This window comes from Raoultibacter phocaeensis (assembly GCF_901411515.1).
GTDB classification, from domain to species: Bacteria; Actinomycetota; Coriobacteriia; order Coriobacteriales; family Eggerthellaceae; genus Raoultibacter; species Raoultibacter phocaeensis.
The window spans coordinates 311,087-332,979 of the sequence record NZ_CABDUX010000002.1; the positions used below are offsets into that span (position 1 = coordinate 311,087).

The 21,893-nt window shown below is 57.4% G+C and carries 17 protein-coding genes; 13 read left to right on the top strand and 4 right to left on the bottom strand.

Going from position 1 to position 21,893, the window contains the following annotated elements:
* Position 1 precedes the first annotated feature (1 nt).
* From FJE54_RS09150 to FJE54_RS09160, 3 genes are all read left to right on the top strand, one after another.
* A complete protein-coding gene (locus FJE54_RS09150) occupies positions 2-358 on the top strand; it encodes a 4Fe-4S binding protein (protein ID WP_139652487.1) in 357 nt (118 codons plus the stop codon).
* Between the two features lie 237 nt (positions 359-595).
* Complete coding sequence (locus FJE54_RS09155; RefSeq protein WP_139652488.1) at positions 596-3,214, top strand: molybdopterin-dependent oxidoreductase; 2,619 nt, start codon at positions 596-598, stop codon at positions 3,212-3,214.
* Between the two features lie 3 nt (positions 3,215-3,217).
* Positions 3,218-4,033, top strand: a complete 816-nt coding sequence (locus tag FJE54_RS09160) for a 4Fe-4S dicluster domain-containing protein (RefSeq protein WP_139652489.1) — start codon at positions 3,218-3,220, stop codon at positions 4,031-4,033.
* Between the two features lie 134 nt (positions 4,034-4,167).
* Here the strand turns inward: FJE54_RS09160 and FJE54_RS09165 are convergent, their stop codons facing one another.
* Positions 4,168-5,445 (bottom strand): MFS transporter, encoded by a 1,278-nt coding sequence (locus FJE54_RS09165; RefSeq protein ID WP_139652490.1) that lies wholly within the window; start codon positions 5,443-5,445, stop codon positions 4,168-4,170.
* A 441-nt stretch (positions 5,446-5,886) separates the two neighbouring features.
* On the opposite strand from FJE54_RS09165, the gene FJE54_RS09170 reads away from it, so the two are divergent.
* The 4 genes from FJE54_RS09170 (at position 5,887) to FJE54_RS09185 (ending at position 10,110) form a co-directional block, all read left to right on the top strand.
* On the top strand, positions 5,887-6,840 hold the full coding sequence (locus tag FJE54_RS09170; protein WP_139652491.1) for a helix-turn-helix transcriptional regulator: 954 nt from the start codon (positions 5,887-5,889) through the stop codon (positions 6,838-6,840).
* Entirely contained in the window at positions 6,831-7,595 is a 765-nt protein-coding gene (locus tag FJE54_RS09175) for a hypothetical protein (RefSeq protein ID WP_139652492.1), read from the top strand. The genes FJE54_RS09170 and FJE54_RS09175 overlap by 10 nt, the downstream gene beginning before the upstream one ends.
* A gap of 236 nt (positions 7,596-7,831) precedes the next feature.
* Positions 7,832-8,410 (top strand): helix-turn-helix domain-containing protein, encoded by a 579-nt coding sequence (locus FJE54_RS09180; RefSeq protein ID WP_139652493.1) that lies wholly within the window; start codon positions 7,832-7,834, stop codon positions 8,408-8,410.
* Between the two features lie 8 nt (positions 8,411-8,418).
* Positions 8,419-10,110: an AMP-binding protein gene (locus FJE54_RS09185; RefSeq protein WP_139652494.1), complete on the top strand. Its 1,692-nt coding sequence runs from the start codon at positions 8,419-8,421 to the stop codon at positions 10,108-10,110.
* Between the two features lie 183 nt (positions 10,111-10,293).
* Here FJE54_RS09185 and FJE54_RS09190 read toward each other — a convergent pair whose 3' ends face one another.
* The 3 genes from FJE54_RS09190 to FJE54_RS09200 form a co-directional block, all read right to left on the bottom strand.
* On the bottom strand, positions 10,294-10,731 hold the full coding sequence (locus FJE54_RS09190; protein WP_139652495.1) for a helix-turn-helix transcriptional regulator: 438 nt from the start codon (positions 10,729-10,731) through the stop codon (positions 10,294-10,296).
* 228 nt (positions 10,732-10,959) lie between these two features.
* On the bottom strand, positions 10,960-11,292 hold the full coding sequence (locus FJE54_RS09195) for a 4Fe-4S dicluster domain-containing protein (protein ID WP_139652496.1): 333 nt from the start codon (positions 11,290-11,292) through the stop codon (positions 10,960-10,962).
* Position 11,293: 1 nt separating this feature from the next.
* Positions 11,294-13,624, bottom strand: a complete 2,331-nt coding sequence (locus FJE54_RS09200) for a molybdopterin-dependent oxidoreductase (protein WP_139652497.1) — start codon at positions 13,622-13,624, stop codon at positions 11,294-11,296.
* Between the two features lie 726 nt (positions 13,625-14,350).
* On the opposite strand from FJE54_RS09200, the gene FJE54_RS09210 reads away from it, so the two are divergent.
* The 6 genes from FJE54_RS09210 to FJE54_RS09235 all read left to right on the top strand — a co-directional run bounded on the left by FJE54_RS09210 (position 14,351) and on the right by FJE54_RS09235 (position 21,889).
* Positions 14,351-14,563, top strand: coding sequence for a zinc-ribbon domain-containing protein (locus FJE54_RS09210; protein ID WP_139652499.1), 213 nt, complete (start codon positions 14,351-14,353; stop codon positions 14,561-14,563).
* A gap of 103 nt (positions 14,564-14,666) precedes the next feature.
* Entirely contained in the window at positions 14,667-17,195 is a 2,529-nt protein-coding gene (locus FJE54_RS09215) for a molybdopterin-dependent oxidoreductase (protein WP_139652500.1), read from the top strand.
* A gap of 35 nt (positions 17,196-17,230) precedes the next feature.
* Positions 17,231-17,581 (top strand): 4Fe-4S dicluster domain-containing protein, encoded by a 351-nt coding sequence (locus FJE54_RS09220; RefSeq protein ID WP_139652501.1) that lies wholly within the window; start codon positions 17,231-17,233, stop codon positions 17,579-17,581.
* A gap of 123 nt (positions 17,582-17,704) precedes the next feature.
* On the top strand, positions 17,705-19,081 hold the full coding sequence (locus FJE54_RS09225; protein ID WP_180326679.1) for an MmgE/PrpD family protein: 1,377 nt from the start codon (positions 17,705-17,707) through the stop codon (positions 19,079-19,081).
* A gap of 39 nt (positions 19,082-19,120) precedes the next feature.
* Entirely contained in the window at positions 19,121-20,410 is a 1,290-nt protein-coding gene (locus tag FJE54_RS09230; RefSeq protein ID WP_139652503.1) for an MFS transporter, read from the top strand.
* A 174-nt stretch (positions 20,411-20,584) separates the two neighbouring features.
* On the top strand, positions 20,585-21,889 hold the full coding sequence (locus tag FJE54_RS09235) for an MFS transporter (protein WP_139652504.1): 1,305 nt from the start codon (positions 20,585-20,587) through the stop codon (positions 21,887-21,889).
* The last annotated feature ends 4 nt before the right edge of the window (positions 21,890-21,893 follow it).

Consider the following 21,893-nt stretch of genomic DNA (forward strand, 5'->3'; position numbering starts at 1 on the left):
CATGGCTGATTATGGACTGCTGATCGACTACGAGTACTGCACCGGATGCGAGACCTGCGTGGTGGCCTGCAAGGAGGAGCACGATTTTCCCGTGGGCAAATGGGGCATCCGCGTACTTGACGACGGTCCGTGGCAGAAGGACGATTCCGGCGAGGGCGGCAACTGCTTCAACTGGAACAAGATACCCGTACCGACCGATCTGTGCGATTTGTGCGCCGATCGAACGGCGGAGGGCAAAGACCCCTCCTGCGTTCACCATTGCCAGGCATTCTGCATGGAATTCGGTACGATCGACGAGCTTGCGGCCAAGCTCGGTAAGAAGCCGAAGCAGGTGCTGTGGGCACCGCTCGAGTCGTAAAGGTTTCATGCATGTGCTACTGCTGCAATCTCTGCAATAGGTGCGGTCGTGCCGACGAGATGAAGGACAAGCTGGGAAAACGGGCATGTCCTGCGTGCGGTAGGCTGGAGCCCGACAACGGCGTTGCCGTCTGTCCGGAATGCGGGGCGGCTTTGCCGCCCCCCTTCCCGCCGCTGCCGAGCAATCCGCCCCGCCGAACGTAAGGGCGCGCGGAGGGCCGTACCCGAAAGGGGGCTTATGAAGATCAAGGATCGTACCGTATTGAAGAACCTCGGCTCATGCGGGTTCGGGGGAGCATCCAATACCGGATGCGTCGATGTGCTCGACGGGAAGGTCGTGCGCATTAGACCGCTTCACTACGATGAGCACTACACGCCCGAGGACCTGAACGAATGGCGCTACGAGGTGCGCGGGCATACGTTCAGGCCGGGCATGAAAACGCTGTTGCCGCCGCTTTCGCTCGCATACAAGAAGCGCGCGTATTCCCCGAACCGCGTACCGTACCCGCTCAAGCGCGTCGATTGGGATCCGTCAGGCGATCGCAATCCGCAGACGAGAGGCATCTCCCCGTACGAGCGCATCAGCTGGGACGAGGCGACCGACATCATCGCCTCCGAAATCGAGCGCATCGGGCGCGAGTACGGGCGGCGCTCCATCCTCATCCAAGGGGAGGGCCACGGGGAGACGAAAGTGGTGAGCGGGGCGCACGGGTGCTCGTCGCTCATGCTCGATTACGTCGGCGACGAGCCGGGCGACTACCTTATCCAGGCGCGCCAACCCGACAGCTGGGAGGGGTGGTACTGGGGTGCCAAGCACGTGTGGGGCATGGAAACCCACGGACAGCAGAACCCGCAGGACAACGTCATCAAGGACGTGAGCGAGCACAGCGATGCGGTGTTGTTTTGGGGCGCCGACCCAGAGACCACGCCGTGGGGCTGGGGCGGATTGCAACCGAGCCGCCTGTGCTACTGGTTCACCGAAATCGGTGTGAAGCAGATACATATCGCACCCGATGTGAACTACACCAACGCGGTCCATGCGGACAAATGGATACCCATCCTGCCCAATACCGATGCGGCATTTCAGCTTGCGATCGCCTATGTGTGGATGACTGAGGGGCTCTACGATAAGGAGTACGTGGATGCCCACGTCGAGGGGTTCGACTGGTTCGAGTACTATGTGCTCGGCCACGAAGACGGCGTTGCGAAAACGCCCGAGTGGGCGGCCGAGAAGTGCGGGGTGCCGTCGTATCGCATCAAAGCGTTCGCGCGGTACTGGGCAACCCACAAGGTGTCCATTGCGCACTGCAACGGCGGCGGCTACATCCGCTCGTGCTTCTCGCATGAGCCGGCGCGGCTGGAAGTGTGCCTGCTCGGCATGCAAGGGCTCGGCAATCCGGGCGTCCACCAGTTCAAGTTCATCGAATGGGTGCTCCAGGGCGTGAACCCTGTTCCGCCGAGCGAGATCTATCCGACGCTCATGGGCGTGTACCACGGGTGGCGTATGGGAGCGCCCAAGCATTTCATCCCCAAAACGATGACGCCCGATGCGATTCTCGGCGGGTATACGCACGACAAGCCGATGACCTGGTTCGGTCATGTGGTGTGCTATATGAAGCGCGAGGATCAGTTCCTCGAATTCCAGTATCCCGAAGAAGGGGCGCATCCGATCCATATGATATGGAGCGATACGCCGTGTTGGGAGACGTGCTGGAACGGCGGAAACGCCTATCAGGACGCCGTGCGCGACGAAAGCATCGAATTCTATCTCGTGCAGCATCCGTGGATGGAAAACGATACGCTTCTCGCCGACATCATCCTGCCCGTGTCGACGCTGTTCGAGCTCAAGGACATCCAAGCCGACATTTTTTCGGGGCAATGGAACAAGATCATCTACGAAGATCAGGCAATCGAGCCCGTCGGCGAAGCGAAGGGCGATTACGAGGCCGTGTGCGAAATCGCCAAGAAGCTCGAAGCGTACGGAGGCGAGTACGAGGGCCTTTACGAGAAGCTCACCTGCGGGCGCACCATCGGCGAGGACATAGAATACGGCTACTCGATCAGCGAAGTGCCGCTTGACGTGTACCCGTTCGAGAAGCTCAAAGAACAGCAGTACTTCGCGTTCCCCACGAAAAAGGATTGGGAGAAGGATCCCGTGGGACTCGAGCTGTTCGCAAAAGACCCCGCTGGCCATCCGCTGCGAACGCCCTCGGGCAAGCTCGAGTTCTACTCGATCGGTTTGGCGGAGCATTTCCCCGACGATACGGTGCGCGGCCCGGTGCCCCACTGGATCGAGGAGGCCGACGGACACGAAGAGCGCATCACGTCGGCGCGGGCGAAGGACTATCCGTTTTTGCTCGTATCGAACCATCCCCGTTGGCGGGTGCACGCCCAGCACGACGATATCCCGTGGCTGCGCGAGATACCGACCTGCAAGGTGAGAGGGTCCGACGGATACCTCTACGAACCCATTTGGGTGAACCCCGCCGATGCTGCGGCGCTCGGGCTTGCAGACGGCGATATCGCCAAACTGTTCAACGAACGCGGTGCGGTGCTCGGCGGTGTGATTGTGACCGAGCGAATCATGCCCGGCGTACTGTACCAGGATCACGGTGCGCGAACCGATATCCTCGCATACGGTGCGGGCGGCCTCGACCGCGGGGGAGCGAACAACCTCATCTGTCCGAGTGCGACCACCTCGAAGAACGCAGCGGGCGAAGTGACGAACGGGTTTCTCGTGGGTATCGAGAAAGTCGATGTGAACTCGTTAGCCGAGCAGTATCCCGAAGCGTTCGCACGCGACTACGATCCCGCCGCGGGCCTATGCGCTTCGGCGCGTATCGTGAGGGAGGACTAAGCTATGGGCAAGGTGTTTTTGATCGACGTTGCGAAGTGCAACGGATGCTACGACTGCCAGATCGTCTGCAAAGACGAGCACTGCGGCAACGATTGGCGGCCCTACGCCGCGCCGCAACCCGAGACGGGGCAGTTCTGGATGAGGCTCGAGGAAAAGACGCGCGGGCAGGTACCGGTAGTCAGGGTGGCGTACAAACCGGTGATGTGCGCCCACTGCGCTTCGGCTCCCTGTGAAACAGCATGCCCTGACAACGCGTTCGTCCGACGCAGCGACGGGTTGCTCCTTATCGACCCCGAAACGTGTACGGGGTGCGGCCGGTGCGCCGAGGCGTGCCCGCAGGGTTCGATCTACCTCAACGCTGAGCTCGGCATCGCGCAGAAATGCACGGGGTGCGCGCACCTGCTCGACAACGGATGGGCGGTTCCCCGGTGCGTCGACGCCTGCGCCCACGACGCCATCCTCTACGACGAAGAGGAAAGCCTCGCTCCGCTCATTGAGGGTGCCGAGATGATAAAGGGGGTTGCTCCGTTCGGTGCCCGTGCGTACTACCACAATCTGCCGAAGCGCTTCGTCGCCGGCTCGATCGTCGATTTCGAAGCCGACGAGCTGCTGATCGGGGCTGAAGTGACTTTGATTGGCGCCGAAGGCTCGAGCTTTGCGCAGAAAACCGATCAGATGGGCGATTTCCTGTTCGATCAGGTACCGCCCGATGTATATGCGCTGTCGATTGCGGCTGAGGGCTATGAAACCTTGACGAGGGAAGTGGACGTGCGCGAAATCGACCGCTCTGTCGGCGACCTCGGAATGGCGAAACGCTAAACCGCGGCATCACGGATGGGCGCTCATCTGGCCATGATGCGGCACAGCAGGGCGACCGTTTACAGGGGGGTCTCGCGGCGTTTGGCGAGGCCCCTCGCGTTTCCAGCCGATTTCTCGTCGCGGGAAACGTGCTCTCAGCGTTGCCGAGTTTTCAGCCGGTTGTTCGTGAGTGCGGCGCATGCAGCCGCGACTGCTGCAAGAGCGGCAAGCCCTGAAACGCCGAGCGCGTATGCGCCCGTTTCGATGATCGACGTGCTTATAATAAGCGGACCTAAGAGAGCGGCGGGGATGAGCGTAAGGTTGAGAATCGAAAGGTTTTCCGCGTAGTGCAGGCTGCCGAACGCTTGGGCGATGAATCCCGATCCGACGACCGACGTACCCCCGATGCCGAGGCCTCCCACGATGACGCCGGCAACCATGAAGGCGGCCGATGCGTGCAGAAGCGCCGCAAGAACGAACAGGCACCCGAGCCCATGCGCTAACGCCACAACGGCCATGGTCGCGGCGATGCCCGCCCGATCGAACAGAAGCCCGACGACCAGTCGGCCGCATCCGTTGCATACCGAGAGGATGCCGACAATGGCTACCGCGAGCGGTACGGCGCTACCCGCGGCGAGCGCGAGCTGGTTTGCGGAGCCGATCAGCCCGAGACCGATACAGCTTACGGCGAGCATCCAGCATGCATACGTATAGAAAACAGGCTGGCGCAGCATGTCTGCGGTTGTGCAATTAAGCGGCGAGGCGGCTGCTTTCGGGTCGGATGCGGACGATCGCGATTCCATCAGAGAAAAGGCAAGGGCTGCGGCTTCCTGCTCGGTGGGCTTGCGGACGGCGAGCGAAAGGCTTCCGACAAGAACGGCGATGCACGCCGAGAGAGCGATGTAGGACCAGCGCCACCCTATGGCCGAAAACAGCCCCGCGGCAGCTGAACCGAGTATCATGGTGGACATGCCGTAGCACAGAAGCATCAACCCCGACACCGTTCCCGTACGATCGGGATACCAAGGCGCCGTGGCGCCCATCGTCGTGTTGTAGGCCATGCCGACGCAGCAGCCTCCAAGCACGCCATAGGTCAGGTACGGCAACCATGGCATGTCCTGCTGCACGAAGATCGCCGTCAAGGAGAACGCCGCGAACACGCCTGTTGCCGACACGATGAGCGTCGTGCGCGAAGACGCGCGGGCGGAAAGTTTCGCCCCTGTTATGCCGCCTGCGCAGAAGGCCCACATGAGTACCGTGAAGGTGAAGGATATCGTAGCCGCATCCCAGCCGAATTCTTCGGCGAGCGGCGCTGAGAACACCGACCATCCGTAGATGAAGCCGATGGCGCACATGATGATGCACGACACGAGAAGTTTGAGCCTGCGGAGGCGCGTAAGCGGCATGAGGTCTGTCGATGATGCGGGCGACATGGTCTTCTTTCCTCGTGGGGTTCGTTCGAGCGTGGCGGCTTCGGGCTTATCGGTTCTGCTTACTTTTGGGGACCGCGCGCGAGACGGTATTTCGTTCGCCGCATTTCGGGCATGCAGGCGTGCCCGGAGTTCTGATTTCTCCGCAGCGGGCGCAGCGCGTCTCCGCTTTGACGGAGAAGATGCCGCATTTGTTGCAATGGGTGCACGGGTAACATCCCATGGTGTGCCTTTCGCTCGGTTGTCTTGCCGATGCGACTTTACCGCGGGCTGCGCGACCCCGCATTCCCCGAAAAGGATGCACTTTCGGCAGACGTGTTCGAACCGTAGGCCTTGGGGGCTGGTTTTCGGGTCGTATTGGGAATGAGCTCTATCAAGCCTAGCAATAGTTCCAATAAAAATGTATAATCCCAATACAAATGGAATTATACAAAAAGGGCGGGAATGAAAGACTTCAAAGCATATCTCGAAGAAGAACTAGGGCTTGCCTTGACGGCTACTCCTTGGAATGATGCCGCTAACCTGCCCGTGTTCCTCTCCCGTGCGGCGCAGTACTGGCAGTGCGTAACCGGCGGCGTGCGGTTTCTTGTCGCTGAAGTGAACGGCGGCGAATCTCTTCCTGATTTGAAGAGGATACCATCGCAGCTTGCTCGGAGGACGGATTTATCCGTTGTTGTCGTTGCTGATATCGATGCAAGGCAGCGAAAAGCCCTTGTTCGGCAAGGCGTGCCCTTTATCGTCCCCGGTCGGCAGGCGTACCTTCCTTTTCTGGGATTTGTTGCAACCTCTGCGCGGCCGGTGCGTGCGCTCGGTGAGCGATTGTCGCCGAGCGCGCAGGCGGCGCTCGTTGCGCTTATTGCTAATCCGGAGATCCGCTTTGCAGGTGAGTTACGTGAGCTTACGGAAATGCCTTCGAGCAGCGTATCAAGGGCTCTTGATGAGCTATCGCGCAGAAAGCTCATCGTAAAGACGAAAGAAGGACGGGATATTGTTATCTCTCGCAGTGCAGAAAGAAACGTGCTATTGAAAAACGCGATGCCGTATCTCGCAAGTCCCGTCATGCGAATTCTTTACGCGAGGAAAAGTGGTCTAACGAGTGAATTATCTCTAGCGGGTGAAAGTGCGCTGTCCGAACGGACGATGATTGGCGCGCCGTCCATCGAACAGCGTGCCGTCTTTCGAAAGGATCTCGGTGGTTCAGAGTTTGAAGAGGTGCAGGAGGGCGAGCTGCCCGATATGGAAGTTTCTCAGATACAGATCTGGAGCTATGATCCGCTTGTCGCTGGTCGCAAGGAAATCGATGATGTGTCGCTCGCTTTGTCTTTGGTTGGGGAAAATGACGAGCGCATCAACGGCCAACTCGATGCGTTGTTCAATGAGGAGGATCTATGGCAGTAAGTGAAGTGCATGGGTTGAATCGTTTCGTCGAGTACATGCGCGGTTTTGAGGATTGTTATACGGTTATTGGCGGAACCGCCTGCGACATCATATTGAGGGATGTCGGCCTTCCTTTTAGGGCTACAAAGGATATCGATTTGATTCTGCTCATCGAGAATCGGTTTCCAGAGGTTGCAAGTGCTGTTTGGAAGCTCGTAAAAGCCGGCGATTACGCATGTGGATCGAAGAACTCTGATAATGTTCACTTCTACCGCTTTACGGAACCTAAGGCTGCTGGGTTTCCAAGCATGGTCGAGTTGTTCAGCAAAGCTCCATCATTCATAGAGGAGCCAGAGGGATTGACTATTGTTCCTCTGCCGGTTGACGACGAGATATCGAGCCTTTCGGCTATTCTGCTGGACGAAGATTACTATGCATATATGAAATCAGGCCGAAAGACGGTTAACGGCGTCACTGTACTTGACGAGGTACATTTAATCCCGTTCAAGGCAAGGGCTTTCATTGACCTTTCTGCGCGTAAAGTGCGTGGGGAGCACGTTGATTCGGGCGACATAAAGAAGCATAAGAAGGACGTGTTCAGGCTTGCTCAGCTGTTCGGACCCGATGCATCCTCCGTGCTTACGGAATCGATAAAGTCTGATATGACAGAGTTTTGCGAGATGGTGCAAAAGGAAGGTGTTCCGCTCAAGCAGATGGGCGTTCCGCTGACGCTCGATGAAGCAATCGAGCTGCTGTATCGCGTTTATGGTCTGTGAAAGGTGGCAGGTCCTCGCAGTAAGGATGTATCGCAAAGGGCAATAAACTCAATAAAGGATGCTCGGGGGAAATGCAGTGAAAAGCATGGGGAAAATATCGGAGCGCCTTATTCGCCAGATGGTACGCCTGCCGAGCACGCAGCCCGTTCTTCTGCGTGTTTCGCCATATGCTCGTTCTCGCGGTACAATAACCCGATGCACCGAAGCGCGGTGCAGGGAAGAGACGAGGAGCATACATGGCTACGGAAAACAAACTCGGAGGCAAGATCACCACGTTGCGCGAGTCGCTGCAGCTAACGCAGGACGAATTGGCGCTTCGGTGCAACTGCGACGTCGAGGTTATCCGCGACCTAGAAAACGGTGCGACGGCGCCGTCGCTTGCTCCGCTTATCAAAATTACCCGTGCGCTCGGCGTGCGGCTCGGCACGCTCATGGATGACGACGAGGCACTGGGCCCTGTGTACGTGAAGGCCGACGAAATCGAAGAAGCCACGCGCGCGAGCAGTTTGGAAACCGCATCCGACGCGGGCGATCTGCGGTTCTTCAGCCTTGCGGAGGGCCGTCCCTCGCGCCATATGGATCCGTTCATCATCACCATCAAACCCTCGGGCGAAACCGATCACGTGCTTTCGCAGCACGAGGGCGAGGAGTTCCTCTACGGCATGGAGGGATGTGTCGAGATCGAGTACGGCAAAGAGGTGTTCGTACTCCGTCCCGGCGAGAGCATCTACTACGATTCGATCGTACCGCATCAGGTGCGGGCCCACGACGGGCAGAGCGCCAAGTTCCTCGCCGTCGTGTACACGCCGATGTGAGGTGGGCTATGGAAACCGATATCGAATACAAAGGCGAGCCCGGCTCGCCCGATTATAAGCTCCACTCGGAAAAGACCATCGGCCGCTATTTCCGCGACCAGGTGGCGATCGATCCCGACCACGAGTTCGTCGTGTATCCCGACCGCAATCTGCGTTGGACGTATAGGGATTTCGACGAGCGCACCGACAATCTCGCGCGTGGGCTTCTCGCCATCGGCATGAAGCCGGGCGACCATCTGGGCGTTTGGGCGCGCAACATTCCCGATTGGCTCACGTTCATGTACGCCACCGCCAAGGCGGGCATCGTCATGGTGACGGTGAATCCGGTGTACAAGAGCCACGAGCTTGATTACGTGCTCAAGCAGTCGGACATGAAGGCGCTCTGCGTGATCGACGCGTACCGTGACGTCGATTACCTTGAGATCATCCGCGGACTCGTGCCCGAATCGCTTACCCAGCAGCGCGGGCATTTGAAATCGGAAAACTATCCCATGCTCGAAAACCTCATCTACATGGGACCCGAGAAGCACCGCGGATTCTACAGCGTGCCCGAACTGATCCTTTTGGGCGAATACCTCCCCGAAGACGCGCTCCCCGAGGCCGAGGCGCAGTTTGATAACAACGACGTGGTCATGATGCAGTACACCTCCGGCACGACGGGATTTCCGAAAGGCGTCATGCTCACGCATCGTAATATCTTGAACAACGGGTTCTATATCGGCGAGGGCCAGAAGCTCACCGCCGATGACCGGGTGGTTTTGCCGGTGCCGTTCTTCCACTGCTTCGGCTGCGTGCTCGGCGTGATGGCCAACCTCACGCACCGTTCGACCATGATCATCGTGGAGGACTTCAATGCGAGCCTTGTGCTGCAGGCCATTCACAAAGAGCGGGCGACGGCGGTCTACGGCGTACCCACCATGTTCATCGCCGAGCTCAACCATCCCGACTTCGAGAAGTACGATCTCACGAGTCTGCGCACCGGCATCATGGCGGGAAGCCCCTGTCCGCCCGAGACCATGCGTGAAGTCATGGACAAAATGCACATGACCGAGATCACGATCTGCTACGGGCTTACGGAAACGAGCCCCGTGTTCACGCAGACTTCGGCTGACGACGATATCGAGCACAAGTGCGAAACGGTCGGGCGCAAACACGAGCCGGTGCTCGTGAAGATCGTCGATCCCGATACGGGGCGCGTGTGCGGCATCGGCGAGCCGGGCGAGCTGTGCTGCAAAGGCTACAACGTCATGAAGGGTTACTACAAGATGCCCGAGGAAACCGCACGGGCAATCGACGAAGAGGGATACCTTCATTCAGGCGATATCGGTACGGTCGATGCGGACGGCTATTACCGCGTAACCGGTCGCGTGAAGGACATGATCATCAGAGGCGGCGAGAACGTCTATCCGCTCGAGGTCGAGAACTTCCTGCTCACGATGCCCGGCGTGCTCGACGCGCAAGTCGTAGGCGCTCCCGATGCGCGCCTCGGCGAGATCGTGGTGGCGTTTGTGCGCACCAGGCCGGGTCATGAGGATATGACCGAGGAGGACGTGCGCGCTTTCGCGATACCGCGTATCGCGCGCTACAAGGTGCCCAAGCGCGTGTTCTTCGTCGATGAGTTCCCGATGACCCCCTCGATGAAGGTACAGAAGTTCAAACTGCGCGAGATGGCGCAGGAGTACATCGAGGCGGGGAAGTAGAACAGGATTTCCGCGATGCGGGCCCCGGCTGTGTGAGCGGCGTTTCGATTCTTGGACTAGGAAAGCGACGCCGTTCAGCAGTCGGGGCTTTTTCTTGGTATAGGCATGGCACGACCGCTTGACGGGAGGTGCGGGCTGTAACGGGTTTTCGAAAGACTCCGAAGCACTGCACGGCGCAATGCATTACTCGCTTGCAGCAGGATGGGCTTCCGATTGCTCGAGTAAAGCTTTGAGCTCATCGGACGTATGTACGCCGAGCTTCTTGAAGATCGAGTACTTGTGCGCTTTTGCCGTGGAGGGCGAGATGCCCAGAGCGTTGCCGATGTAGGTCGGGTTACGTTCGTTTGCGAGGTAGCGCAGGATATGTCCCTCTCGCTCCGTTAACCCGTACTTTCGTTCCAGATCGAGGATCGCTTTCTTTCGTCTGCCCGGCACGCTTCCGCCGATGATGTCGTAGAGCGGGGTACCGGATCGCGTGTACTCGATATCGTCAAGCGCGTCGATGAGGTCGACAAGATAGTGCCCCATCTGCTGTTTGCTTTCGGTGTTGGCAAGATAACCGGGTATGGCGTTATAGAGGATTGCTGCAGCTTCGAGCACTTTCGATTCGCTTTCTTTCATGAGCTTGCTTTCGTTCGAATATAATACTGTTAAGTAGTATATAGAATATCGTATTGGTAGAAAAATGGGAAGCGAAGTTTTGATACGTGTGTACCAACGGTTACATTGGAGTGTTAGATTACCTGTTCATTGCACTATAGTGCTAAAAAAATCAAATCCCCCCGAAAGGGGGATTTGACTGGATCGCTCCAATAATCTGATCCATGGAGTATTAGACTGAACGCGAATCTAGGGAATGAAGCACGTGACCTTGCTTCCTCGATTCGCCAGTGCGGCGGAAAGTTCTTCAACAGGCACAAGCTCCATGCACTGTGCGAGGCAATGGTGGACGCATGCGGGTTTCTTTCCTTCGGCTACGCGCTCTTCGCATAAGTCGCAGAGGTCGGAAGGGATGGGGACATAATCCCAAAGCCACCTGCCTTGCATCTTCGCCGGACCTAGCTCGTTGAGCTTGATGCCCCATTCATCGAGCGGGATATCGTGTTCTTTGCGACACGAAACTTCGCATACGTGGCAGCCGGTGCAGTACTTGTAATCGATCAGTAAGGCGAATTCTTTCATACTAGGCCTCCTTCCTTATCGCGACAGGGCTTGAGGGATCAACTCCGATTGCCCCCTCTTCGGTATCAGGACTCAGGGTGCCGAACGCGTCAAGGCTGTCAACTTTGTATATCTTGCAGAGTACGTTCTTGAACGGTGCGCCGAAGCCGATGCGGCCGATTGCGCGATGGGGGATGAGGCTGTTGATATTCGCTTTCCAAACGCCGTTCAGATTCGGTGCTTCGGCATCTTGCTCGGGGAACCACCAGCCATGCTGTGCGTGGATTACGCGCGGATCGACGATCGGGGTAATCTTGGCTTTCTCGATGGCTTTGCCAAGCGGGTTTTCGATGCACACCCAATCGCCGTCTTCGATGCCGTATCGTGCGGCTGTTTCGGGGTTTATCTGCACAAGCGGGTTGGGCATGATGGCGCGCAATGACGGCACTTGCCTATGCTCGGAATGGAACGAGGTGGTTTCGCGCCCGCCTGTCGTCATGATGAGCGGGTACTCTTCGGCAAGATCGGGCCTGCTGAACGGCGTAAGCGCATTCTCCTCGAAGTAGGGGAGCGGATCCTCTCCCCAGTCCTCGTACAAACTCGAGCAGAGTTCGACAAGGCCCGTCGGAGTGTTGAAGCCGGGCTCACCGTCGGGGCGCAAAAGCCCCTTCTCGTATTTGCGGTATTCGAAGTCCATCTGCAGCCATCCGTCGTTTTGCAGGTCTTCGAATGTCATGTCGACGCCGCCGTTGTGAAGCTGCTCGGTGAAGAAATCGCCCACGTTGTCCCACGGCCACGCCTTCGGATTGAGCCGCTTGCCTACGAGGAAGTCTATCTCCAAGTCGGATCTGCAATCGCCCACTTCCACGCACTTGTTCATGGCCATGACCATGTGAGTATTTCGGCCGAAATGGGGGAGCACCATTCCATCATGCTCGGCAAAGGTGGTTACGGGAAGGAAGAGATCGCACAGTCCCATGGCGGTCGGTGTCATGAACACGTCTTGGCACACGTTGAATTCCATCTTCTCAAGCGCCTTGAACCAGCGTTTGCCCTGCGCGTTCGTCGTATTGGCAATGCCGTTAGTAGCATAGAACCATGCCATCTTGAGCGGATAGGGCTCTTCGGTTTCAAGGGTATCGAGAATGCAGTCGGGATGCGCGATAAGGTGCGCCGCCCGAAAGCCCTTGTACTTCGGATCGGTGATTTGTTTCTCGAGCATGCCTGGGGGGAGTTGCTGGGCGCATTCGTAGCGCCATTTGCCCATGAAGCTGGCGGGCACGGCAAGCGTGACGCCGCCCGGTACATCGAGGTCGCCGAGGATTGCGGCTAAGATGAGCACCGTGTGGCCCGCTTGTACGCCGTTGCTGTTCGTATCGATGGCAAGTCCCCACATGAACGAGGAGGGATGGTTCAAAGCGATGGCGCGGGTGGCTGCTGCGATGGTGTCGGCGGGAACCCAGGTGATTTCTTCTACTTTGGCGAGCGGATACTCTGCTGCGCGTTCCTTAAGCTCGTCAAAACCGTAGCACCAGTTCTCTACGAAATCATGGTCGTAGAGATCCTCTTCGATGATGAGGTTGATCATGCCGAGGCCGAGGGCGGCATCGGTGCCGGGGCGCAGTTGCAGATGGTATTCGGCATGCGCAGCCATCCAGGTGACGCGGGGATCGATAACGATGTACTTCGACCCGCGCTTCATGAGGTCGATGAGCGTGTGCCCGAAGAATCCATCGGGGTTCGAGAACAGCGGATCCTTGCCCCAGAGTACGATGTACTTGGGCACTTCGTAGCGCGGATCGTCGAAGCGGTCGGGGAAGAAGGCGGCATAGTCGAGTTCGGGATAACCTGCGCCGAGGATGAAATCAGCTACCGAGCAGCGTGGACCGTAGCATGAATCGCCGCTCATGGGGAAGCACGAGTTGGGCGTGCCGAGCGCAGCGTAGGCGAGCGGTGTCTTGTACAGCGTCGCCTCGCGTCCCGTTCCCTGAAAGGCGACGATCGATTCGGCCCCCCAGTTCGCCTTGACGTAGTTCACCTTCTCTTCGATGATGTCGAGCGCCTCATCCCAGGTGATAGGTTTCCACGCTTCTTTGCCACGGTCCTCGCGCTCGCGGTACAGCGGTGTGAGAACGCGCTTCTCGTTGTACATGTACTCGGGAAGCGTCAGGCAGCGCACGCAAAGGCGACCCTGCGTGATGGGGTGGTCGGGGTCTCCCTCGACATCCACGACCTTCCCGTTTTTTACGGTGAGGTACATGCCGCATCCCACGGGATGATCGCCCGGCGGCGACCATGCGCAGGTACGGCACTTGATAACGCCATCACCGCAATCGATTATCCTTTCCGACATAATCTCTCCTCTCGTCTTCTTTCATTGGAATATTCATGCTGTACTCGCCTATCGTGCTTGCGCTTTCGTTCAAGTCCTCACGCGCGAAACGGGGTAGGCGGACATGCTGAGGGACCCTACTCGCTTCGAGGCGCACCAGGTGCCTGCGGCGCGGACGGAGCTGGGGGTGCTCCCGGCGCTCCCGAGTCGGGAGTTTTCGGTGCGCTGGGAGCGGCGGGAGCTGGAATCTGCGAAACCGCTTCTTCGATGCCTTCGGTTGACGTTTTGCAGAAGGGGCATTTCGAGGGAAGCTGGCCGGCGACACGGTTGATCCGCTTTCCGCATGCGGGACACTGTAAGGGGGGAAGCTCTGTTTCGGCGGGTCTGAAACACATGATGGGCACCTTTCTCGTGTGAGTTCCGAATCCATACAATAGAACTAATAAGTACTAGAGTATTAGATTTGATGCTATACAAAATAATACTATTTTTTACTAATTGATAGTACCGAATAGGACTATAAACTATTCTATTTTCAATATAATTGACATGAACTAGTAGTGCACAGATATCGTAATAAAATGCCTTTTATCAGCAGTTATAAAGAACATAGTCGAAACCACGTGATTCTTTATTCTTAAAATAGAATAATATACCCTCTTGTTTAGTCATACTAAAAGGTATTATTTTGATCTCGCAAAATAAGACTTATAAGACTAGTATAAAAAGGATTAAAAGGAGTTCTGTATGTGTTTCAGACCAGCAGCGGTTTCCATGACCACAACGTGCCCGAAGTGCGGAGCTGAATGCGCGCTCGACGTGAAGACGTGTCCCCAATGCGGCTTTGAGTTGCCCGAAACCCCCGCTATGCCACAAGCACCTGGAGCACCTGGGGCTCCGGGTATGCCTGCTGCGCCGGGAGCGCCCGCAGCCCCCAAAGCGCCCGGTGCTCCGCAGTAAAAAGCTCCCGGCATAGCAAGGCTCTACATAGGCCTTGCGCACCGGTTGTCTTTATAGAATCCGACACGATGGTCAGAGACGAGTATGAGAGAAAGGGAGGAGCATGGATTACCAAGAATTCCTCGATTCGGTAGATCGTAAGGCCTACCATGAAGGCGAATGGCGGTGGCAGGAGGGCGAATATACCGTTACCCGCACCAATCACTGGTCGCCTCCGGGCTGCCATAATGGTTGCGGAGTGCTTTTGTACGTCGATGGGGAAGGCAAGCTTGCTCATATAGAGGGCGATCCCCTTGCCCCGTTCAACGGCGGAAAGCTCTGCATGCGCTGCCTTGATATGGTGGAGGCTGTAAACCATCCCGACCGGCTGAAATACCCCATGCGCCGAGCAGGCAAGCGCGGTGAGAACAAGTGGGAACGCATCACGTGGGACGAGGCCTACGACGAGATCGTCGAGAAAGTCAATGCCGTCAAACGTGATTTCGGCTCCCACACCATCCTGTTCGTGCATGGAACTGGTCGCAACATCGGCTGGCAGCTGCCGCTGTTCGCCTCTACGGCGCTCGAGACGCCGAACGTATGCAACTTCGGGTTCACGGGCTTCGCGTGCTATCTGCCGCGCATGATCGGAGCATCGGCGAAGATGGGCGAGATGACCATCATCGATGTGTCCGAAACACATGAGCAGCGTTACGCCGATCCTTCGTTCAAGCGCCCCGATGTAATCATGGTATGGGGAAACGAGCCTTTGAAGGCGAATGCCGACGGCTTTTTGGGACATTGGATACTCGAATGCATGCAGATGGGTACGAAGATCATCTCCATCGATCCGCGACTGACGTGGCTCGGAGCAAAAGCCGAGTATTGGCTGCAGGTACGTCCTGGAACCGACGGAGCGCTCGGTATCGCCATGCTGAACACCATCATCAACGAGGATCTGGTCGATCACGAGTTCATCGATCTGTGGTGCTACGGCTACGAGCAGCTTGTCGAGTCGGTGCAGGGTAAGGACGCCGAGTGGGCGGCCGAAATATGCGGGCTGAACGCCGATGATATCCGCGGCGCGGCGCGTATGTATGCGAATGCCGAAAACGCCTCTATCCAATGGGGCCTTGCATTTGAGCAGCAGCTTTCTGCGCTCGGCGTTACCGCGGCGGCATGCGACCTCATGGGCGTGACCGGTAACATCGACAATCCTGGTGGCAATCTGCTCATCAAGTGTGCGTTCGACATCGAAAAGCGCTATGGGTTGGGAGATTTCAAGATCCCGCGCGAGAACTACGCAGGGAAGATGACGCTTTCGGCTGGCATAGAATCCTCCGATATCGTGGCATGTGCTTCCTCCGACGCGCTTTTGCATGCGGTCGAGACGGGCGAACCTTTCATGCCCCAGATCCTCTGGCTGCAAAGCGCCAATCCGCTCTCGTGCTCGGGTATGGATGCTCCGCGCATGTACGAAGCCATGAACAAAATCCCGTACTGCGTCGTTGCTGATCCGTTCATGACGCCGACTGCCGTCGCCCATGCCGACATCGTCTTGCCGGTCGCCATGAGCTGCGAGCGCAATTCGGTGCGCACCTGGTGGACGCCTGCTCGGTCCATCTCGAAGTGCACGAGCTTCTACGAGTCCAAATCCGACGAACAGATCATCCTCGATCTTGGCCGCAGGCTTAAGCCCGAAAACTGGCCGTGGAAAGATGATAAGGAGCTTTCTACCTGGTACCTCACCGATCAGTACGCCGAAGGAGGTACGCGCTACGAGGGCGATTTCGAAGAATTGCAGGCGCGCGGCGGCTATAAGTACGATCCGTGGGACGCCGAGTACTACAAATACGAGAAGGGGATGTGCCGTCCCGACGGTCAGCCCGGCTTCGATACGGCTACCGGTCGCTTCGAGTTTTGGAGCTGGGGATACAATCATTGGGGCGTCGATCCCATGCCGTATCATATCGAGCCGAAAGACAGCCCGGTATCCACGCCCGAGAAGTTCAAGGAATATCCGCTCATCGCCACATCGGGCGGCCGCTCCTATGAGTTCTTCCATTCGGAGCACCGCCAACTCGAGACCATGCGCGAATTCCATCCGTGGCCGCTCGTGACTATTCATCCTGAAACGGCTGAGGAGTACGGTATCGAAGAGGGAGATTGGGTGTGGGTTGAGACCACGCATGGCCGCTGCCGTCAGAAGGCGTTTCTGTTCCCCGGTATCAAGAAAGACACCATCCACATGGAGCACGCATGGTGGTATCCGGAGCAAGAAGCGGCTGAGCCGAGCCTGTACGGAACGTTCGATTCCAACATCAATAACCTTGCCCTGAACTTCGAGACCGGCCAAGGGGGCATCGGATCGGGCATCAAGAGCTTCCTCGCCAAGATATACAAGTACCAGGAAGGCGATCAAATGCCCGGCGAGAAAGTTACCCGCGAAGGCGGCTGGGGCGATTACATTCCGGGCGTAATGGCGGGAGACAAAGATTCTGCCGAGAAACAGGCAGCTGAAGGCAACGATGCGCTGCAAAAGCAGCTTGAGAACGCGCGTCGCGTGCAGAGTCTCAAAGTGGAAGACGCCGATATGCAAGGACGCAACGCCCTCGAATATGCGAAAGAACACGCCGATGAGGTAATCAAGTAACGGACCGCACGATCAAGAGAAGGAGGCGAATAACCGTGACTAAGGCGATTCTCGTCAATTACGACTACTGCACCGGATGCCATTCATGCGAAGTGGCATGCAAGAAAATCCTTGACCTGCCAAAAGGCGAATTCGGCATCAAGGTTTGCGAAGTGGGGCCGTTTCAGTACAGCGAACGTGCCGGTTTGAAAGACTCGTGGGAATGGACGTACATGCCCGTGATCACGCAGGCATGCGATCTGTGCGTCGAGCGCACCGAGCAGGGCAAAATGCCCATGTGCGTACAGCACTGCCAGGCGTGGTGCATGTATTTCGGCGAAGCCGAAGAACTCGTCAAGAAGATGGACGGTCAAACCCGCTGGTCGCTCATCACCGTGAAAGACTAACAGGGGATAGAGCGCAGGCGACGGAAATCGTCTGCGCTCATAAGGGGGCTTCTCGCTTCGGCTGCGTGCTGCAGCCTACGGGAAGAGCGGGAAGCGCCCGCATTCGAAACGGGGTGTACTAACGTGACAATAACGGACGAAATCTGCGCGCACGTTGTTGCGGCAGACTACTCATTGCTCGACGACTTCACGGTCTCCCGATTAAAAACCCGCGTGCTTGATGCGATAGGGGTCATTGCCGCCGGTGCTCATGCGCCTTTGTGCGACGAGCTGTTCGATCTGCTGAAGAGCTACGGAACTGCTGCTCAGAGCGCAGCGTTTTTCCGCAGTGAGAAGATCGATGCGCCTTCGGCCGCCATGATCAACAGCTTCTCGATGCGGTCGTACGACTTCGAGGCCATCGAGGCCGAGAACGAGAACAGGAAAAGCAGCGCCGCGCATATCAGCGGCACGACGGTTCCGACCGCATTTGCCTGTGCTGAGCGGGCGGGGGCAAGCGGACGCGATTTCATGGTGGCGCTCGCCCTCGGCGACGATATCGCTGCACGATTGGGTGCGGCTTCGGGGTTCGACGTGTACGGGGGCTGGGATAACACCAACACCATCAACGGCCTCGGCGCTACCGTCATCGCCGGCAAGCTCGCGGGGCTTGACGAGCGACAGCTCAACAACGCGCTCGGTCTCGATCTCAACATGCTCGGCGGATCAATGGACAACATCAATTACAAGACGCTTGCCTTCAAGCTTCCGATGGCACTCGCTTCGCGCAACGCCATCTTTTCGGCCGATTTTGCGGCACGGGGCATGACGGCTACCCATGATGCATTCGGGGGGAAGAAGGGCTACTTCTTTTTGTATTGCGGAGAGAAGCAACAGCCGGAGCTTCTGTGCAAAGATCTAGGCAAGGTCTTCTACGGTGATGTGGTCATCAAACCGTGGTCAGCGTGCCGGGCCACCCACCCGTCTATCGATGCGTGCCTGCAGATCGTTGCCGCGCACGATATCGATCCCGAGCAGGTTTCCAGAGTGGTCGTGCATACGACACCGCGCACAGCCCAAGGGTTTGTGGGGCAGCCGTTCGATCCGGGCGAAGAGCCTCAGGTGAGCGGTGCGTTCAGTATCATCTATACCGCAGCGGTCGCCATCGCAACAAAAACGGTACGCCCGGATTCCATGAACCTAGCGGCCATGCAGGATCCGGCCCTCAAGCGCCTCATCGAAAAGATCGAGATACAGCCCTCGCTTGCGCCCGACGAGTACCAGACGGCGGAGGCTGACATCGTGATGGCGGACGGAGCGGCGTACCACGCCCGATGCGATGTTCCAAAAGGCGACATCTACAAGAGCCCGATGAGCGAAGAGGAGGTGTTGGATAAGTTTTACAGAAACATCGAGTTCTCCCAGACGCTTTCACGGGCTGATGCCGATCGCGTCGTGAAGGCGGTTTCGCGTCTTGAAGAGCTCGATGACATCGGCGAACTCGTTGCGTTCATGAGGTAGCCCAGGTTCATGAGACAAGGTCATAGATAGGAGAATGAAATGACCGCAGAACAAAAAGCTAAGACAAAGAAGGCTTTAGGCGTCACCGTGCAGATTGCCGCGTTGCTCGTCATCACGCTGCAGTATGCGAAATCGTTCTCGACACCGGCTATGTCTGCTATCGGGGCGGCATATGCCCCAGCTGGCATTGATTCGCTCATGCTCAAGAACATCGAAGGTCTTCCATCGCTCATGGCCATCGTCGGTGCATTCGCCGTCGGTGTCATGGAGCGGTATATGAAAAAGAAGACCATGCTCATCATAGCTATGGCCTGCACGCTTGTCGGAGGCGTCGCTGCAGGCTTCATGCCCGAGACGACAGAGGGTTTTTACGGTATCCTAGCCTGTCGCGTGATTCTCGGTTTCGGTCGCGGCATGATCTTCCCGATGGCGTCGTCGTTTATCGCCGATCTGTTCGACGGTAAAAAACGCGACCGCCTCATGAGCTTCAAAACGGCAGTCGGCGGTCTTTCTGGCTCGCTCTTCCAGCTCATCGGTGGATTCCTTGCCGTCCTTTCCTGGCGCTATGCGTTTATCGGCTATCTGTTCATCGTGCCTATCGTGCTGATGATCATCTTCTGGCTGCCCGAACCCGACGTAAAGCCTGCTGGAACCACGGCTGACGGCAAGAAGCAAAGTGCGCTCAAATCGATAACGGTCGCTGCATGGATCGTTATCCTGCTTGCCGGTATTTGGAATTTCTTCCAATTCTCGTATTTCACCAATATCTCGCTCTGCATCAAAGAAGCGGGGCTCGGTGATACCGGATTCGCCGGCATCATCAGCTCGACGCAAACGCTTGCTTGCGCGGTGGGCGCCATCTGCTACGGAGCGTTCATCAAAGGTCGTCTGCGCGGATTCGACCTGCCGATCGCGCTTTTGGGTGAGGCTGTCGGCTTCTTTATCCTGACGCACGTGATCACGGTGCCCGGCTATTATGCAGGAGCCATTATTTACGGTTTCGCGTTCGGTATGTTCAATCCGGCCCTTATACTGCAGATCGTGAAAGTGCTGCCGAAGGAAGGCGCGACATTGGGGTTGTCGCTTCTGGCAGCCGCACAGAACCTCTGCCAATATTTCTCGGCTTACGTGCTGGCGTTTCTTGCGGGCATCATGGGCGTTGCGGCTACTGGTCAGTTTGCCGGCTGGAACGTTGCGTGGCCCCTTGCGACGGGAATGGCGGTTTTGGTTGCCGTGATCATTGTGGCAACGAAGGCCAAGCACCCCGAGCTAATTGCAGGGTTGCGTGAACCAGCGGTTCCGGCCGAGCTCGAAGCGAAAGACGAGTAGGGATGAAGATGCGGCATTCGGCACTGTAGGGATGCATCAAGCGTGGGGCAAGCTATGTACCGGGTAGCCGTATCGGGCGATGAGGTGGGTAGTGTCCCCTCGATAGCATAGATCCGCACGAGCGGGGGCTGGGCGATCCTGTTTCGCCCGGCCCCGAATAAAGGGGGAACTGTGATGGCGCTTGTCAGGGATGGCAGGTTGTTCGGAACGATTCACTATGCGTTTGTTATTATGGTCTGCTGCTGTTTCGTGCAAGCGTTCGGTATGGGCCTAATTTTGAACTGCGGGAGCTTATTCTACGTTCCCGTCTGCGAAGATCTCGGTTTTCTCCGTTCCGAGATATCCACCTATATGACGGGGTACTTCATCGGCACGACGCTTGTGACGCCCTTGGCGGGCAAGCTTCTTTCGAAGTACGATACGCGCGTCGTCATGTCTGTGGCTATCGTTGTGCTTTCGGGAGCTGTTGTAGCCATGAGCACGTACACCGAGATATGGCAATGGCAGGTTTCGGGTTTTCTTGTCGGCGCTGCGGGGGCCGGCATCTTCGTCTTGCCTTCCGCGTCGCTTATTGGAAATTGGTTCATCAAGCGGCGGGGATTCGTATACGGCATCGTCATGGCATGTTCGGGCATTTCGGCAACCGTGTTCTCGATGGTTATCAGCTCTTTGATTCAAACGGCTGGATGGCGATCGGCTTACGTGTTCGTCGGTGTGGCATCGCTCGTGGTTATTCTGCCATGCAGCTTGCTCATGCGGAAAAAACCGACCGATCTGGGTATTGCGCCGTACGGCTATCAAGCCGAAGTTCAGGACGGGAAAGAGAAGCTGCCCGTCATGCGCGGTGTTGCTGTCAAAGTGGCTGTTGCGTCGCTTGCGTTTTGGTGTTTGTTTGTGTTTGCGGGCATCGCCTCGTTCATACACGGCGGAATCGAACAGCATATGCCCGGATATATCCAGTCGATTGGGTTCACGGCGTCGTTTGCGGCCATCATCGTCTCGGCTGAATCGGCGGAATCGGTAGTCGACAAGCTTGTTATGGGATGGCTCAACGACAAGATCGGCGTGAGGAAAACCACCATCATCGAACTGGTTCTCATCTTTGTCGGCATCGCGGGATTCATCGTGTTTAAAAACCCCGTCTTCCTGATTCTCTCGACGTTTCTGTTCGGTATCCAGGATTCGCTGATGTCGGTTAGCCTCCCCTTGCTCATACGCGACCTATTCGGGTCGAAGAACTATACGCAGATTCATGCATGGATTCGCACGGGCGTCGGCTTGTTCGGATCGTTCTCGGGGGTACTCGTCGGTGCCGTGTACGACTCGACGGGAACGTTCGTGCCAGCGTTTGCGGGGCTTATGGGCACCTGCGTTTTGGCCATAGGGTGCGTAGCCTTGGCGTACCGTTCCCGCAAGAAGCTCGTATGGACAGCCGATGATGGAACACCGTGCGAACACCGCGATATCGTTCAGGCGTGATAAA